The 15,738-nt window shown below is 67.2% G+C and carries 8 protein-coding genes; 1 reads left to right on the top strand and 7 read right to left on the bottom strand.

Annotated elements, in window-relative coordinates; all coding sequences use genetic code 11:
* Positions 1-7 precede the first annotated feature (7 nt).
* On the top strand, positions 8-2,110 hold the full coding sequence (locus AF335_RS22720; protein ID WP_102920303.1) for a PIG-L family deacetylase: 2,103 nt from the start codon (positions 8-10) through the stop codon (positions 2,108-2,110).
* An 89-nt stretch (positions 2,111-2,199) separates the two neighbouring features.
* On the opposite strand, the gene tuf is transcribed toward AF335_RS22720, so the two are convergent.
* From tuf to rplL, 7 genes are all read right to left on the bottom strand, one after another.
* Positions 2,200-3,393 (bottom strand): elongation factor Tu, encoded by a 1,194-nt coding sequence (gene tuf / locus AF335_RS22715; protein ID WP_087927560.1) that lies wholly within the window; start codon positions 3,391-3,393, stop codon positions 2,200-2,202.
* Between the two features lie 172 nt (positions 3,394-3,565).
* Positions 3,566-5,689, bottom strand: a complete 2,124-nt coding sequence (fusA, locus tag AF335_RS22710) for an elongation factor G (protein WP_102920302.1) — start codon at positions 5,687-5,689, stop codon at positions 3,566-3,568.
* 39 nt (positions 5,690-5,728) lie between these two features.
* Positions 5,729-6,199 (bottom strand): 30S ribosomal protein S7, encoded by a 471-nt coding sequence (gene rpsG / locus AF335_RS22705; protein WP_030368420.1) that lies wholly within the window; start codon positions 6,197-6,199, stop codon positions 5,729-5,731.
* A 2-nt stretch (positions 6,200-6,201) separates the two neighbouring features.
* On the bottom strand, positions 6,202-6,573 hold the full coding sequence (gene rpsL / locus AF335_RS22700) for a 30S ribosomal protein S12 (protein ID WP_003948652.1): 372 nt from the start codon (positions 6,571-6,573) through the stop codon (positions 6,202-6,204).
* Positions 6,574-7,272: 699 nt separating this feature from the next.
* On the bottom strand, positions 7,273-11,172 hold the full coding sequence (locus AF335_RS22695; protein ID WP_102920301.1) for a DNA-directed RNA polymerase subunit beta': 3,900 nt from the start codon (positions 11,170-11,172) through the stop codon (positions 7,273-7,275).
* A gap of 121 nt (positions 11,173-11,293) precedes the next feature.
* The gene (rpoB, locus tag AF335_RS22690) at positions 11,294-14,776 is read right to left on the bottom strand and encodes a DNA-directed RNA polymerase subunit beta (protein ID WP_102920300.1); all 3,483 of its coding nucleotides are present in this window, start codon (positions 14,774-14,776) and stop codon (positions 11,294-11,296) included.
* A 540-nt stretch (positions 14,777-15,316) separates the two neighbouring features.
* A complete protein-coding gene (gene rplL, locus AF335_RS22680; RefSeq protein ID WP_102920299.1) occupies positions 15,317-15,700 on the bottom strand; it encodes a 50S ribosomal protein L7/L12 in 384 nt (127 codons plus the stop codon).
* Between the last annotated feature and the right edge of the window lie 38 nt (positions 15,701-15,738).

The raw sequence follows: 15,738 nt of genomic DNA, 5'->3' as shown, positions 1-15,738 counted from the left end.
ACAGCGCATGGTGATATCCCGCCGGACCGCGCTCGCGGGTCTCGCCGCGGGCTCGGCGGCCCTGGCCGCGGGCTGTACGGGCGGGGGCGGCCCCGGTAAGCCCAAGCCCTCCCCCAGCGTTCCCATAAGGGCCGTGGACCCCCATGCGACTCAGTCGTTCAACAACGCCAAGGCGTCCCTGCTGCTCCAGGTGATGGCCCACCCGGACGACGACCTGTACTTCATGAACCCCGACGCGGAGCACATCGTGCGGGCCGGGGTGCCGGTCGTGTCCGTCTATGTCACGGCCGGCGAGGCCGTGGGCCAGAACTGGATCGAGGGCATGCCCAAGAGCAAGCCCGACAAGGCGGCCTACTCCTCGGCGCGCCACCAGGGCCTGCGCCAGGCGTACGCCGAGATGCTGGGCCTGGACCGGTTCGCGTCCTGGAAGAAGTCCGTCCTGGACCTGGGCGGCGGGGTGAGAGCCGAGACGAACGAGCTGGTCAACGGCGATCGCAGGGCCCAGCTGGTGTTCCTCAACATCGCCATGCTCTCGGCCGGCGACATGCGGCTGCCGCTGCTCTGGGAGCGCCCCGAGGGCGCCATGCAGTCCCTGGTCGCCACCGGCTCGCCCTGCACCACCAGCAGCACCTACCACCACGACACCCTGGTGGACACCCTGGCGACGCTGCTGGACCGGTTCAAGCCGACGGTGATCCACACCATGGATCCGGACCCCGATTACCAGGTCCACGACGCCACCCACCCCAAGGACAACGACTACGGGGCCTGCTCCGACCACCGCGACCACACCCCGACCGCGCTCTTCACCTGGAAGGCGCTCTCGCAGTGGGTGGCCGACAGCACCAAGCGCGACGGCCACCCGCCCCGCTTCGTCACCACGGCCTTCCGCGGCTACTACAACCAGCGCTGGCCGCACAATCTGCCGCCCGAGGTCGTGGAGCAGAAGCACCGCCTGGTGGAGGCGTACGGCGGCGACCCGTCCTGGGACTGCGGCAACCCCGCGGGCTGCGGCGACTACGGCCAGGGCGGCGACCGCCCCCTGAAGAACCGCAAGGGCTGGATCCGCTCCACCCACTACCGCTACGGGGGCCCCACCGCGGCCCCCGGCACCGACAAGGCCGGCCGCCTGGAGGCGTACGGCGTGCTCGGCACCCAGGCCGTGCGCTGGGCGGAGACCTCCGCCGGCAGCGGCCGCTGGGGCGAGCCGCAGAACCTCGGCGGCGGCCCCCTGGCCCCCGCGCTGGCCTCCGTGCGGGACTCCGAGGGGCGCCGGCTCCTGTTCGCCCTGCGGTTCTCCGCGCTGGAGGGCCGAGGGCGCCCCGACACCCGCGAGATCGTGGTGCTGGAGCAGCGCTCCCCGGACGGGCCCTTCAAGGCGTGGCAGGGCCTCGGCAACCCCGAGCACCGGCCCGACCGCGGCCGCCGGGTGGGCATGCCGGCCGCCGTCGCCGCCCCCGACGGGCGGGTGCACCTCTTCGTCCGCAACGCCGGCAAGGGCGTCTCCGGCCGGGTCAGGGAGGCCGACGGCACCTGGGGGAAGTGGCAGAGCCTGCACGGCCAGGAGATCCAGGACGGCCTCACCGCGGTGCTGGACGCCGAGCGGCGCGTCCACGTCTTCGGCACGGGGCGCGACACGGTCCACCACTGGACCCAGGACGCCCCGGGACAGCCGGTCCGGTACCAGCCGCTCAAGGGCCTCCCCCAGCCCGGTGGGCTGCCCGGCGCGGCCCTCGGGGGCGACGGGGAGCTGGTGCTCGTCTACCGCGGCCCGGCGGCCGAGCAGCCGACCGTGTACCGCCTCACCCCGGGCTCGGAGTCGCCCGCGAGCACCGAGCTGCACGACTTCGCCGGCTACGGACCGCTCGACGCTCTCCCGCTGCCCGTGCGCGGGAGCGGGGACACCGTGCTGGTGCTGGGGCGGGCGGTGAACGGCGAGATACAGCTCACGGACGCCTCCGGCGACTCCGAGACCGTCCGCGCGGACGCGAAGCTGGTGCCCGTGGGCACCGCCGCGATGGCCGTGGACGCGGAGCACCGGCTCTGTGTGACGGGGATGAGCCCGGACGCGAGCCCCTGGCTGTGGCGCCCGGAGACCCCGCACGGCTGAGCCCGCGGCCGGCGGCGCCGCCGGGGCAAGCGAAAGGGCCCGCACATCCGAGGATGTGCGGGCCCTTTCAGACCTTCAAGTAAGAAGACTTACTTGTTGATCTTGGTGACCTGGCCGGCGCCGACGGTGCGGCCGCCCTCACGGATGGTGAAGCGCAGGCCCTCCTCCATCGCGACGGGCTGGATCAGGTTGACGGTCATCTCGGCGTTGTCGCCGGGCATGACCATCTCCGTGCCCTCCTTGAGGGTCACGACACCGGTCACGTCAGTCGTACGGAAGTAGAACTGCGGACGGTAGTTGTTGAAGAACGGGGTGTGGCGGCCACCCTCGTCCTTCGACAGGATGTAGGCCGTGGCCTCGAACTCGGTGTGCGGGGTGACCGAACCCGGCTTGATGATGCACTGGCCGCGCTCGACGTCCTCGCGCTTGATGCCACGGAGGAGCAGACCGACGTTCTCACCGGCCTGGCCCTCGTCGAGCAGCTTGCGGAACATCTCGATGCCGGTGACCGTGGTGGTGGTCTTCTCGGTCTTGATGCCGATGATGTCGACGGTCTCGTTGACCTTGAGGACACCACGCTCGATACGACCGGTGACGACGGTGCCACGACCGGTGATCGTGAAGACGTCCTCGATCGGCATCAGGAACGGCTTGTCGACGTCACGCTCGGGCTGCGGGATGTTCTCGTCGACGGCCTTCATCAGGCCGAGGAGCTTCTCGCCCCACTCCTTGTCGCCCTCGAGCGCCTTGAGCGCCGAGACCTGGACGACGGGAGCGTTGTCGCCGTCGAACTCGTACTCGGAGAGGAGCTCACGGACCTCGAGCTCGACGAGCTCCAGGATCTCCTCGTCGTCCACCATGTCGGCCTTGTTCAGGGCGACAACGATGTACGGAACGCCGGACTGGCGGGCCAGGAGCACGTGCTCCTTGGTCTGCGGCATCGGACCGTCGGTCGCGGCGACCACGAGGATCGCGCCGTCCATCTGGGCGGCACCGGTGATCATGTTCTTGATGTAGTCCGCGTGACCCGGGCAGTCGACGTGGGCGTAGTGACGCGACTCGGTCTGGTACTCAACGTGAGCGATCGAGATCGTGATACCGCGCTGACGCTCTTCCGGCGCCTTGTCGATCTCGTCGAACGGCGTGAAGGGGTTCAGGTCCGGGTACGCGTCGTGCAGCACCTTGGTGATCGCCGCGGTAAGAGTGGTCTTACCGTGGTCGACGTGACCGATGGTGCCGATGTTGACGTGCGGCTTAGTCCGCTCGAACTTCGCCTTCGCCACTGGGTCCTCCTACGGAGTGGTTCTGTACGCCTTACTTCATCGGCGCCAGGTGATCTTCTGGGGTGCCGTCCGCCGGGGCACCCGACACAAACCTTACGGTTTGCGGCGGTATGCCCCGACAGTCGGTGTCAAGCCTAAAGCGTGAGCTTCGTCTGTGGAGACGAGAGCTGGATTACTCGCCCTTGGCCTTCGCGATGATCTCCTCGGCGACGTTCCGGGGAACCTCGGCGTAGGAGTCGAACTGCATCGAGTAGCTTGCGCGACCCGAGGTCTTGCTGCGGAGGTCGCCGACGTAGCCGAACATCTCCGACAGCGGGACCAGGCCCTTGACGAGCTTGGCGCCGTGACGGTCCTCCATGGCCTGGATCTGGCCACGGCGGGAGTTGATGTCACCGATCACATCGCCCATGTAGTCCTCGGGGGTGGTGACCTCGACGGACATCATCGGCTCGAGAAGAGCCGGGGACGCCTTGCGAGCACCCTCCTTGAACGCCATGGAACCGGCGATCTTGAAGGCGAGTTCGGACGAGTCGACGTCGTGGTAGGCGCCGTCGAGCAGCGTCACCTTCACGCCGGTCAGCGGGTAGCCGGCCAGCACGCCGAACTCCATGGCCTCCTGGCAACCCGCGTCCACGGACGGGATGTACTCCCGCGGGATACGGCCACCGGTGACCTTGTTCTCGAACTCGTAGCCATCGCCCTCGAGGGGCTCGATGGCCATCTGCACCTTGGCGAACTGGCCGGAACCACCAGTCTGCTTCTTGTGCGTGTAGTCGATACGCTCGACGGCCTTGCGGATCGTCTCGCGGTACGCGACCTGGGGCTTGCCGACGTTCGCCTCGACGCGGAACTCACGGCGCATACGGTCGACCAGCACGTCGAGGTGCAGCTCGCCCATACCCGCGATGATGGTCTGGCCCGTCTCCTCGTCCGTGTGGACCTGGAAGGACGGGTCCTCCTCGGCGAGACGCTGGATGGCGACACCCAGCTTCTCCTGGTCGCCCTTGGACTTCGGCTCGATGGCGACCTGGATCACCGGGGCCGGGAAGTCCATGGACTCGAGGATGACCGGCTTGCCCGCGTCACAGAGGGTCTCACCGGTGGTGGTCTGCTTCAGACCCATGACGGCGACGATGTCACCGGCACCCACCGACTCGATCTCCTCACGCTTGTTCGCGTGCATGCGGTAGATCTTGCCGATGCGCTCCTTCTTGCCCTTCACGGAGTTCTGCACCTGGGTGCCGGTCTCCATGCGGCCCGAGTAAACCCGGACGAAGGTGAGCTTGCCGAGGTGCGGGTCGCTCATGATCTTGAAGGCAAGACCGGCGAACGGCTCGTCGTCGGAAGGCTTGCGCAGCACGACCTGCTCGGGGTCGTTGACGGCGTGACCCTCAACGGCCTCGATGTCGAGCGGCGACGGCAGGTAGCGCACGACCGCGTCGAGCAGGGGCTGGACGCCCTTGTTCTTGAACGCGGTGCCACAGAACACCGGGGTGACCGTGACGGACTCGGCGCTGCCGCGGGAGGCCAGCGTGATACGGCGGATGGCCGCCATCAGCTGCTCCTCGGTGGGCTCCTGGCCCTCGAGGAAGAGCTCCATCATGGCGTCGTCGTGCTCGGCGACGCCCTCGAGGAGCTTGCCGCGCCATTCCTCGGCGGCCTCGGTGTGCGTGGCCGGGATGTCGACGACGTCGTACATCTCGCCCTTGGCGGCCTCGGCGGACCAGACCAGCGCCTTCATCTGGACGAGGTCGACCACGCCCTTGAAGTCGGCCTCGGCACCGATCGGCAGCTGCATGACCAGCGGCACCGCACCGAGGCGGTCGACGATCATGTCGACGCAGCGGTGGAACTCGGCGCCGGTGCGGTCGAGCTTGTTGACGAAGCAGATGCGCGGCACGCCGTAGCGGTCCGCCTGGCGCCAAACGGTCTCGGACTGCGGCTCAACACCGGCGACGCCGTCGAACACCGTCACGGCACCGTCGAGGACGCGCAGCGAACGCTCCACCTCGACGGTGAAGTCGACGTGGCCCGGCGTGTCGATGATGTTGATCGTGTGGTCGACGTCGTTCAGCGGCCAGTGGCAGGTCGTCGCGGCAGACGTGATCGTGATGCCGCGCTCCTGCTCCTGCTCCATCCAGTCCATGGTGGCAGCGCCATCGTGGACCTCACCGATCTTGTACGAAACACCGGTGTAGAACAGGATCCGCTCGGTGGTGGTCGTCTTGCCCGCGTCGATGTGGGCCATGATCCCGATGTTGCGGACCTTGGCCAGGTCAAGCGAAGTGGTGGCCATATGGCTCAGTCTTCTCTCGGATCTCGATGGGGGTAGCGACTACCAGCGGTAGTGCGCGAAGGCCTTGTTGGACTCGGCCATCTTGTGGGTGTCCTCGCGCTTCTTGACCGCAGCGCCCAGACCGTTGGAGGCGTCCAGGAGCTCGTTCATGAGGCGCTCGGTCATGGTCTTCTCGCGACGGGCGCGGGAGTAACCCACGACCCAGCGGAGCGCCAGGGTGGAGGCGCGGCCCGGACGGACCTCGACCGGCACCTGGTAGGTGGCGCCACCGACGCGGCGGGACTTGACCTCGAGAGCCGGCTTGACGTTCTCGAGGGCGCGCTTGAGGGTGATGACCGGGTCGTTACCGGTCTTCTCGCGCAGACCCTCCATGGCGCCGTACACGATGCGCTCGGCGGTGGAGCGCTTGCCGTGCAGGAGGATCTTGTTGATGAGCGACGTCACCAGGGGGGAGCCGTAAACCGGGTCGATGATGACCGGGCGCTTCGGGGCGGGGCCCTTACGAGGCATTCTTACTTCTCCTTCTTGGCGCCGTAGCGGCTGCGAGCCTGCTTACGGTTCTTGACGCCCTGCGTGTCGAGGGAGCCGCGGATGATCTTGTAGCGAACACCCGGCAGGTCCTTCACACGGCCACCGCGCACGAGCACGATCGAGTGCTCCTGCAGGTTGTGGCCCTCACCCGGAATGTAAGCGGTGACCTCGATGCCGGAGGTCAGACGCACACGCGCGACCTTACGGAGCGCCGAGTTCGGCTTCTTCGGGGTGGTCGTGAAAACACGCGTGCAGACGCCACGACGCTGGGGCGAACCCTCGAGCGCGGGCGTCTTGTTCTTCTCGACCTTGTCCTGCCGGCCCTTTCGGACCAGCTGCTGGATCGTAGGCACCGTTTCTCCGGTTTCTGTGTGCCGATCACGATAAAACTAACCTGGGAGCAAACACCGACCCACGCGGTCGGGTGTGTCGAAGCTGCAGACCCCCGCCGGAGGCGGATGGGCACAGATTTCGGTGTCTCCGAGCCGGTCGAAACCGCTCGGCACCGGGTCCCTCGCGCGGTTTGAAGGCACGCACGAGAGCCCAGGGACACCCCAGGCACAAGGTCAGAGCGTACCTACCGCATGGGCTGCGGTCAAAACAAATGCACACGCGGTGGACGACCCGATGTGCGTCGTATGTCGCAATTATGGGTACCCGGTTCCGCCGAACGGGTGACTACCGCCCGGTTTCGGGAGATCGATCCCGGGTTGTGCGATGAGTCACGGCGGGGTGGTGAGGGTGCGCGGCCCGCTGCGCGGGGCTTTTTCCCCACCCCGCCCCTTCCCGAACGGGGCTCCGCCCCGAACCCCGGTCCTCAAACGCCGGACGGGCTGAGTTGTTGCCCGGAACCGGGCGAAAATCCAGCCCGGCCGGCGTTTGAGGCCACCGCGCGTCAGCGCGGAACGGGGGCCCGGGGCGCCAGCCCCGGTTACGGGAAGGGGCGGGTAGGGGACAAAGCCCCGCGCAGCGGCACCCGCGCCCCGGAGGGAACGCCGCAGGGCGGCCACCCCCGAAGGAATGACCGCCCTGCGTGACGTACCGCTCGCGTCCTACTGGTTGTACGGACCGTAGTCGTAGTCCTCCAGCGGAACCGCCTGGCCGGAGCCGGTGCCGAAGGGCGAGTAGTCGATGTCGTCGTAGCCGACGGCCGAGTACATCGCGGCCTTGGCCTCCTCGGTGGGCTCCACCCGGATGTTGCGGTAGCGGGACAGACCCGTACCGGCCGGGATGAGCTTACCGATGATGACGTTCTCCTTGAGGCCGATCAGGGAGTCCGACTTGGCGTTGATCGCCGCGTCGGTCAGAACCCGGGTCGTCTCCTGGAAGGACGCCGCCGACAGCCACGACTCGGTGGCCAGCGACGCCTTGGTGATACCCATCAGCTGCGGACGGCCGGAGGCGGGGTGACCGCCCTCGGTGACCACACGACGGTTCTCGCCCTCGAAGCGCGAGCGCTCCACGAGCTCGCCCGGCAGCAGCTCGGCGTCGCCGGACTCGATGATCGTCACGCGGCGGAGCATCTGCCGGATGATGATCTCGATGTGCTTGTCGTGGATCGACACACCCTGCGAGTTGTAGACCTTCTGAACCTCGCCGACCAGGTGAACCTGGACGGCGCGCTGGCCCAGAATGCGCAGGACGTCGTGCGGGTTGGTGGCACCCACGGTGAGCTTCTGGCCCACCTCGACGTGCTCGCCCTCGCTGACCAGCAGACGGGCACGCTTGGAGATGCCGAAGGCGGTCTCCTCGGAGCCGTCGTCCGGGGTGACGACGATCTTCTTGGTCTTCTCGGTCTCCTCGATCCGCACGCGGCCGGCGGCCTCGGAGATCGGGGCGACACCCTTGGGCGTACGGGCCTCGAAGAGCTCGACGACACGGGGCAGACCCTGGGTGATGTCGTCACCGGCCACACCACCGGTGTGGAAGGTACGCATCGTCAGCTGGGTACCGGGCTCACCGATGGACTGGGCGGCGATGATGCCGACCGCCTCACCGATGTCCACCAGCTTGCCGGTCGCCAGCGAGCGGCCGTAGCAGAAGGCACAGGTGCCGACCGCGGACTCGCAGGTGAGGACCGAGCGGGTCTTGACCGTCTCGACGCCGTGCGCGACGAGCTGCTCGATGAGCACGTCACCGAGGTCGACGTTGGCCGGCGCGATGACCTTGCCGTCGACGACGACGTCCTCGGCCAGCATGCGGGCGTAGACGCTCGTCTCGACGTCGTCGGTCTTGCGCAGGACGCCGTCGGCGCCCTTGACCGCGATCGCCAGCTTGAGGCCGCGCTCGGTGCCGCAGTCCTCCTCGCGGATGATCACGTCCTGCGAGACGTCCACCAGACGACGGGTCAGGTAACCCGAGTCGGCGGTACGGAGGGCGGTGTCCGCGAGACCCTTACGGGCACCGTGGGTGGAGATGAAGTACTCCAGCACGGTGAGACCCTCACGGAACGACGCCTTAATGGGTCGCGGGATGGTCTCGTTCTTCGCGTTCGACACCAGACCACGCATACCGGCGATCTGACGCATCTGCATCATGTTTCCTCGGGCACCCGAGTCAACCATCATGAAGATGGGGTTCGTCTTGGGGAAGTTCGCGTTCATCGCCTCGGCAACCTCGTTGGTCGCCTTGGTCCAGATCGCGATGAGCTCCTGAGTGCGCTCGTCCTTGGTGATCAGACCGCGCTCGTACTGCTTCTGGACCTTCTCGTCCTGCGCCTCGTAGCCCTTGACGATCTCCTTCTTCGCCTCGGGAACGACGACGTCGGAGATGGCCACGGTGACGCCGGAACGGGTCGCCCAGTGGAAGCCGGCCGCCTTCAGGTTGTCGAGCGTCGCCGCCACGATGACCTTGGGGTAGCGCTCGGCGAGGTCGTTGACGATCTCGGAGAGCTGCTTCTTGCCGACCGAGTAGTCGACGAACGGGTAGTCCTCGGGCAGCAGCTCGTTGAAGAGCGCGCGGCCCAGGGTCGTCCGCAGGCGGAAGGTGTCACCCTGCTGCCACTCCGGCTCACCCTCCTCGGCGACCGGCGGGGTCCAGCCACGCGGCGGGACGGTGCCGATCGGGAAGCGGATGTCGACCTTCGCCTGGAGCGAGAGCTCCCGGGCGTCGAAGGCCATGATCGCCTCGGCGGTGGAGCCGAAGGACCGGCCCTCGCCGATGACCTTGCGCTCCGCCTCGTCGGTGGTGAGGAAGAACAGGCCCAGCACCATGTCCTGGGTCGGCATGGTGACCGGACGGCCGTCGGCCGGCTTGAGGATGTTGTTCGAGGACAGCATCAGGATGCGGGCCTCGGCCTGCGCCTCCGCGGAGAGCGGCAGGTGGACGGCCATCTGGTCACCGTCGAAGTCCGCGTTGAACGCGGTGCAGACGAGCGGGTGGATCTGGATGGCCTTGCCCTCGACCAGCTGCGGCTCGAACGCCTGGATGCCGAGGCGGTGCAGCGTGGGCGCACGGTTCAGCAGCACCGGGTGCTCGGCGATGACCTCTTCGAGGACGTCGTACACCACGGTGCGGCCGCGCTCGACCATGCGCTTGGCCGACTTGATGTTCTGCGCGTGGTTCAGGTCGACCAGGCGCTTCATCACGAACGGCTTGAAGAGCTCCAGCGCCATGGCCTTGGGCAGACCACACTGGTGCAGCTTCAGCTGCGGACCGACGACGATGACGGAACGGGCCGAGTAGTCGACACGCTTACCGAGCAGGTTCTGACGGAATCGACCCTGCTTACCCTTCAGCATGTCGCTGAGGGACTTCAGCGGACGGTTGCCGGGGCCCGTGACCGGGCGACCACGACGGCCGTTGTCGAAGAGGGCGTCGACCGCCTCCTGGAGCATCCGCTTCTCGTTGTTCACGATGATCTCGGGGGCACCGAGGTCGAGCAGACGCTTCAGACGGTTGTTGCGGTTGATCACACGGCGGTACAGGTCGTTCAGGTCGGAGGTCGCGAAGCGGCCACCGTCCAGCTGCACCATCGGACGCAGGTCCGGCGGGATCACGGGGATGCAGTCGAGCACCATGCCGCTGGGGCTGTTGCGGGTCTGCAGGAAGGCGGAGACGACCTTGAGGCGCTTGAGCGCACGGGTCTTCTTCTGGCCCTTGCCGGTCCGGATGATCTCGCGGAGGCGCTCGGCCTCCTCGTCGAGGTCGAAGGACTCCAGGCGCTTCTGCAGCGCGGCGGCGCCCATCGCACCCATGAAGTAGGTGCCGAAGCGGTCGCGCAGCTCGCGGTAGAGCAGCTCGTCGCCCTCGAGGTCCTGGACCTTGAGGTTCTTGAAGCGGCTCCACACCTCGTCGAGGCGGTCGATCTCGCGCTGCGCGCGGTCGCGGAGCTGCTTCATCTCACGCTCGGCGCCCTCGCGCACCTTGCGGCGCACATCGGCCTTGGCGCCCTCGGCCTCGAGCTCGGCCAGGTCGGACTCGAGCTTCTTGGCGCGGGCCTCGAGGTCGGCGTCGCGGCGCTGCTCGATCTGCTGACGCTCGACGGAGACGTGCGCCTCCAGCGAGGGCAGGTCGCGCGTGCGGCGCTCCTCGTCCACCCACGTGATCATGTAGGCGGCGAAGTAGATGACCTTCTCAAGGTCCTTCGGGGCGAGGTCGAGCAGGTAGCCCAGCCGCGACGGAACGCCCTTGAAGTACCAGATGTGGGTGACGGGGGCGGCGAGCTCGATGTGGCCCATCCGCTCACGGCGCACCTTGGCGCGAGTGACCTCGACGCCACAGCGCTCACAGATGATGCCCTTGAAGCGGACACGCTTGTACTTGCCGCAGTAGCACTCCCAGTCCCGGGTCGGACCGAAGATCTTCTCGCAGAAGAGTCCGTCCTTTTCGGGCTTCAGGGTGCGGTAGTTGATGGTCTCCGGCTTCTTGACCTCGCCGTGGGACCAGGTTCGGATGTCGTCCGCGGTCGCCAGGCCGATCCGCAGCTCGTCGAAGAAGTTGACGTCGAGCACTTGTCGTCAATCCCTCTTTCAGGGGTCGTGCCCTCTCGCGCTAGCGAGGTATGGGCTCTACATCAGTGGTCTGGGGGTCCGGGGACGGTGGGGGCCTCTTGCGGGGCCCCCACCAGACCCGTCAGACCTCTTCGACGCTGCTCGGCTCGCGCCGGGACAGGTCGATACCGAGCTCCTCCGCCGCGCGGAAGACGTCCTCGTCGGTGTCCCGCATCTCGATGGACATGCCGTCCGAGGACAGCACCTCCACGTTGAGGCAGAGGGACTGCATCTCCTTGATGAGCACCTTGAAGGACTCGGGGATGCCGGGCTCGGGGATGTTCTCGCCCTTGACGATCGCCTCGTAGACCTTCACTCGGCCGGTGACGTCGTCGGACTTGATGGTCAGCAGCTCCTGGAGGGCGTACGCGGCGCCGTATGCCTCCAGCGCCCACACCTCCATCTCACCGAAGCGCTGGCCACCGAACTGAGCCTTACCACCCAGCGGCTGCTGGGTGATCATGGAGTACGGACCGGTCGAACGGGCGTGCAGCTTGTCGTCGACCAGGTGGTGCAGCTTGAGGATGTACATGTACCCGACCGAGATCGGGTCCGGGAACGGCTCGCCGGAGCGGCCGTCGAACATCCGGGCCTTGCCCGAGGGCAGGACCAGACGGTCACCGTCGCGGTTGGGGATCGTCGACTCGAAGAGACCGGCGATCTCGTCCTCGCGGGCGCCGTCGAAGACCGGGGTCGCGACGTTGGTGCCGGCGGCGACGTCGTCGGCGCCGATCGCCTGCAGACGCTTCATCCAGTCCTCGTCGCCCTCGACCTTCCAGCCGCGGCTGGCGAGCCAGCCGAGGTGGATCTCGAGGACCTGTCCCGGGTTCATTCGGGACGGGACACCCAGCGGGTTGAGGATGATGTCGACCGGGGTGCCGTCCTCGAGGAACGGCATGTCCTCGACCGGAAGGATCTTGGAGATGACACCCTTGTTGCCGTGACGGCCGGCGAGCTTGTCACCATCGGTGATCTTGCGCTTCTGGGCCACGTACACGCGGACCAGCTGGTTCACGCCCGGCGGGAGCTCGTCGCCCTCTTCGCGGTCGAAGACGCGGACGCCGATGACCTTGCCGATCTCACCGTGCGGGACCTTCAGCGAGGTGTCACGGACCTCACGGGCCTTCTCACCGAAGATCGCGCGGAGCAGGCGCTCCTCGGGGGTCAGCTCGGTCTCACCCTTCGGGGTGACCTTGCCGACGAGGATGTCGCCGGCGACGACCTCGGCACCGATGCGGATGATGCCGCGCTCGTCGAGGTCGGCGAGGACCTCCTCGGAGACGTTCGGGATGTCCCGGGTGATCTCCTCCGGGCCGAGCTTGGTGTCACGGGCGTCGACCTCGTGCTCCTCGATGTGGATCGAGGAGAGGACGTCGTCCTGCACGAGGCGCTGCGACAGGATGATCGCGTCCTCGTAGTTGTGACCCTCCCACGGCATGAACGCCACGAGCAGGTTCTTGCCCAGCGCCATCTCGCCCTCGTCCGTGGACGGGCCGTCGGCGAGCACCTGACCGGCGGTCACACGGGCGCCCTCGTCCACGACGACCTTCTGGTTGAAGGACGTGCCCTGGTTCGAGCGGGAGAACTTGGCGACCCGGTACGTGTTGTACGTGCCGTCGTCGTTGGCGACGGTGACGTAGTCCGCGGAGACCTCCTGGACCACACCGTCCTTCTCGGCCTTGATGACGTCACCGGCGTCGACCGCGCAGCGGTACTCCATGCCGGTGCCGACCAGCGGGGCCTCCGCCTTGATCAGCGGAACGGCCTGGCGCATCATGTTCGATCCCATGAGCGCGCGGTTGGCGTCGTCGTGCTCGAGGAACGGGATCATCGCGGTCGCGACCGACACCATCTGGCGCGGGGAGACGTCCATGTAGTCGACGTCGTCGCCGGCGATGTAGTCGATCTCGCCGCCACGACGGCGGACCAGGACGCGGGCCTCGGCGAAGCGCATGTCCTCGTTGAGGGCGGCGTTCGCCTGGGCGATGACGAAGCGGTCTTCCTCGTCGGCAGTCAGGTAGTCGACCTCGTCGGTGACCTGGCCCTCGACGACCTTGCGGTACGGGGTCTCGACGAAACCGAACGCGTTGACGCGGCCGTACGAGGCGAGGGAGCCGATCAGACCGATGTTCGGGCCTTCGGGCGTCTCGATCGGGCACATGCGGCCGTAGTGCGACGGGTGGACGTCTCGGACCTCGAAGCCGGCCCGCTCACGCGACAGACCACCCGGGCCCAGCGCGGACAGACGACGCTTGTGGGTCAGGCCCGACAGCGGGTTCGTCTGGTCCATGAACTGGGACAGCTGGCTGGTGCCGAAGAACTCCTTGATGGAGGCGACGACCGGCCGGATGTTGATCAGGGTCTGCGGCGTGATCGCCTCGACGTCCTGGGTGGTCATCCGCTCGCGGACGACGCGCTCCATACGAGCCAGACCCGTGCGGACCTGGTTCTGGATGAGCTCGCCGACGTTGCGCAGACGACGGTTGCCGAAGTGGTCGATGTCGTCGGTCTCGACGACGATCGAGGTGCCGTTCTCGCCGACCGTGTCCTGCTCGCCCGCGTGCAGCTTGACCAGGTACTTGATCGTCGCGATGACGTCGTCGACCGTGAGCACACCGGCGTCGAGGGGGGCGTCCGCGCCGAGCTTCTTGTTCACCTTGTAGCGGCCGACCTTCGCGAGGTCGTAGCGCTTCGGGTTGAAGTAGAGGTTCTCGAGCAGCGTCTGCGCGGCCTCGCGGGTCGGCGGCTCGCCCGGACGCAGCTTGCGGTAGATGTCGAGGAGCGCGTCGTCCTGGCCCTGGGTGTGGTCCTTCTCCAGGGTGGCGCGCATCGACTCGTACTCGCCGAACTCCTCGAGGATCTGCTCGGTCGTCCAACCGAGGGCCTTGAGGAGGACGGTCACGGACTGCTTGCGCTTACGGTCGATGCGGACACCGACCATGTCGCGCTTGTCGACCTCCATCTCGAGCCAGGCACCCCGGGACGGGATGATCTTGGCCGTGAAGATGTCCTTGTCGGACGTCTTGTCGATGGAGGAGTCGAAGTAGACACCCGGCGAGCGGACCAGCTGCGAGACGACGACACGCTCGGTGCCGTTGATGCAGAAGGTGCCCTTGTTGGTCATGAGCGGGAAGTCGCCCATGAAGACCGTCTGGGACTTGATCTCGCCGGTCTCGTTGTTGGTGAACTCGGCGGTGACGAAGAGCGGGGCCGCGTACGTGAAGTCGCGCTCCTTGCACTCGTCGATGGAGTTCTTCGGCGGCTCGAAGCGGTGGTCGCGGAAGGTCAGCGACATCGACCCGGAGAAGTCCTCGATCGGGGAGATCTCTTCGAAGATCTCCTCCAGACCGGACTTGGTGGGGACGTCCTGTCCACTGTCCAGCGCAGCCTCGACGCGAGCCTTCCAGGCGGCGTTGCCGAGCAGCCAGTCGAAGCTCTCGGTCTGCAGCGCAAGGAGGTTCGGAACCTCGAGGGGCTCCTTGATCTTCGCAAAAGAGATGCGCAGCGGGGCGGTGCTGGCGCCGTTGTTCGTATTGGCAGTCGAGGCGTTGCGCGAGGCGGCCAAGAGGGGGTCCTTCCGAGGGCTCGGACTCACTACGCGCGTACCGGCCCCACTCCGTGCATACGAGAGAAATCCCAGCTCAGCGGGTTTCCATCAGCATGGCTCGACAGTGGGCATGCCCCTGGTGACGGGCAGGGAGCAGCTAACAGGCAGCGCAAAGGGTCAGTGTAGCCACTTGGCCCACTGATGTCCAGAGCGGATTTCCGGAGACCGGTGCGATACCAATCTCTCCCTCCGGGATCCTGTTGTTCCTCATGCCTGGAGCAAGGCTTCCCTCTTCGCCTGCGATCCATGCCTGGGGCCCTGGATCGATGTGGCGACGCGCCCCTGAGAATCGCGCGCGGCGTGCCGTTCGTCAAGGCCCCTCGGCCTCCGGGTGCCTCCCGTGGCGCCCGAGCGGCTGCCCGCTCGGCAGACACCGATGATCACCATACTCGCCCCTGGCCTCAGGGCAACAAGCCGTCGCGGGAACGCCCAAGGGCGACCACCCGCATGGGTGATCGCCCTTGATACGTGAAACAAGGAGTCAGGAGACTCCGTGGGTCACTTGACCTCGACGGAGGCGCCGGCGCCCTTGAGGGCCTCGGCGGCCTTCTCCGCAGCGTCCTTCGCGACCTTCTCGAGGACCGGCTTCGGGGTGCCGTCGACGAGGTCCTTGGCCTCCTTCAGACCCAGGGAGGTCAGCTCGCGCACGACCTTGATGACCTGGATCTTCTTGTCACCGGCGGCGGTGAGGATGACGTCGAACTCGTCCTGCTCCTCAACGGCCTCGGCGGCGGCAGCGGCGCCACCGGCAGCGGCGACGGCGACCGGGGCAGCGGCGGTGACGTCGAACTTCTCCTCGAACGCCTTCACGAACGCGGCGAGGTCGATGAGGGTCATGTCCTCGAACTGCGCGAGCAGCTCGTCCTGGGTGAGCTTCGCCATGATGGGCGATCCTTCCACTAATTCGGCAGGTGCCGGAT

It is taken from the genome of Streptomyces eurocidicus (genome assembly GCF_002891295.1).
Lineage (GTDB): Bacteria > Actinomycetota > Actinomycetes > Streptomycetales > Streptomycetaceae > Streptomyces > Streptomyces eurocidicus.
The sequence above is the reverse complement of the archived record's forward strand: the minus strand, read 5'-3'. Positions and strand labels throughout refer to the sequence as shown.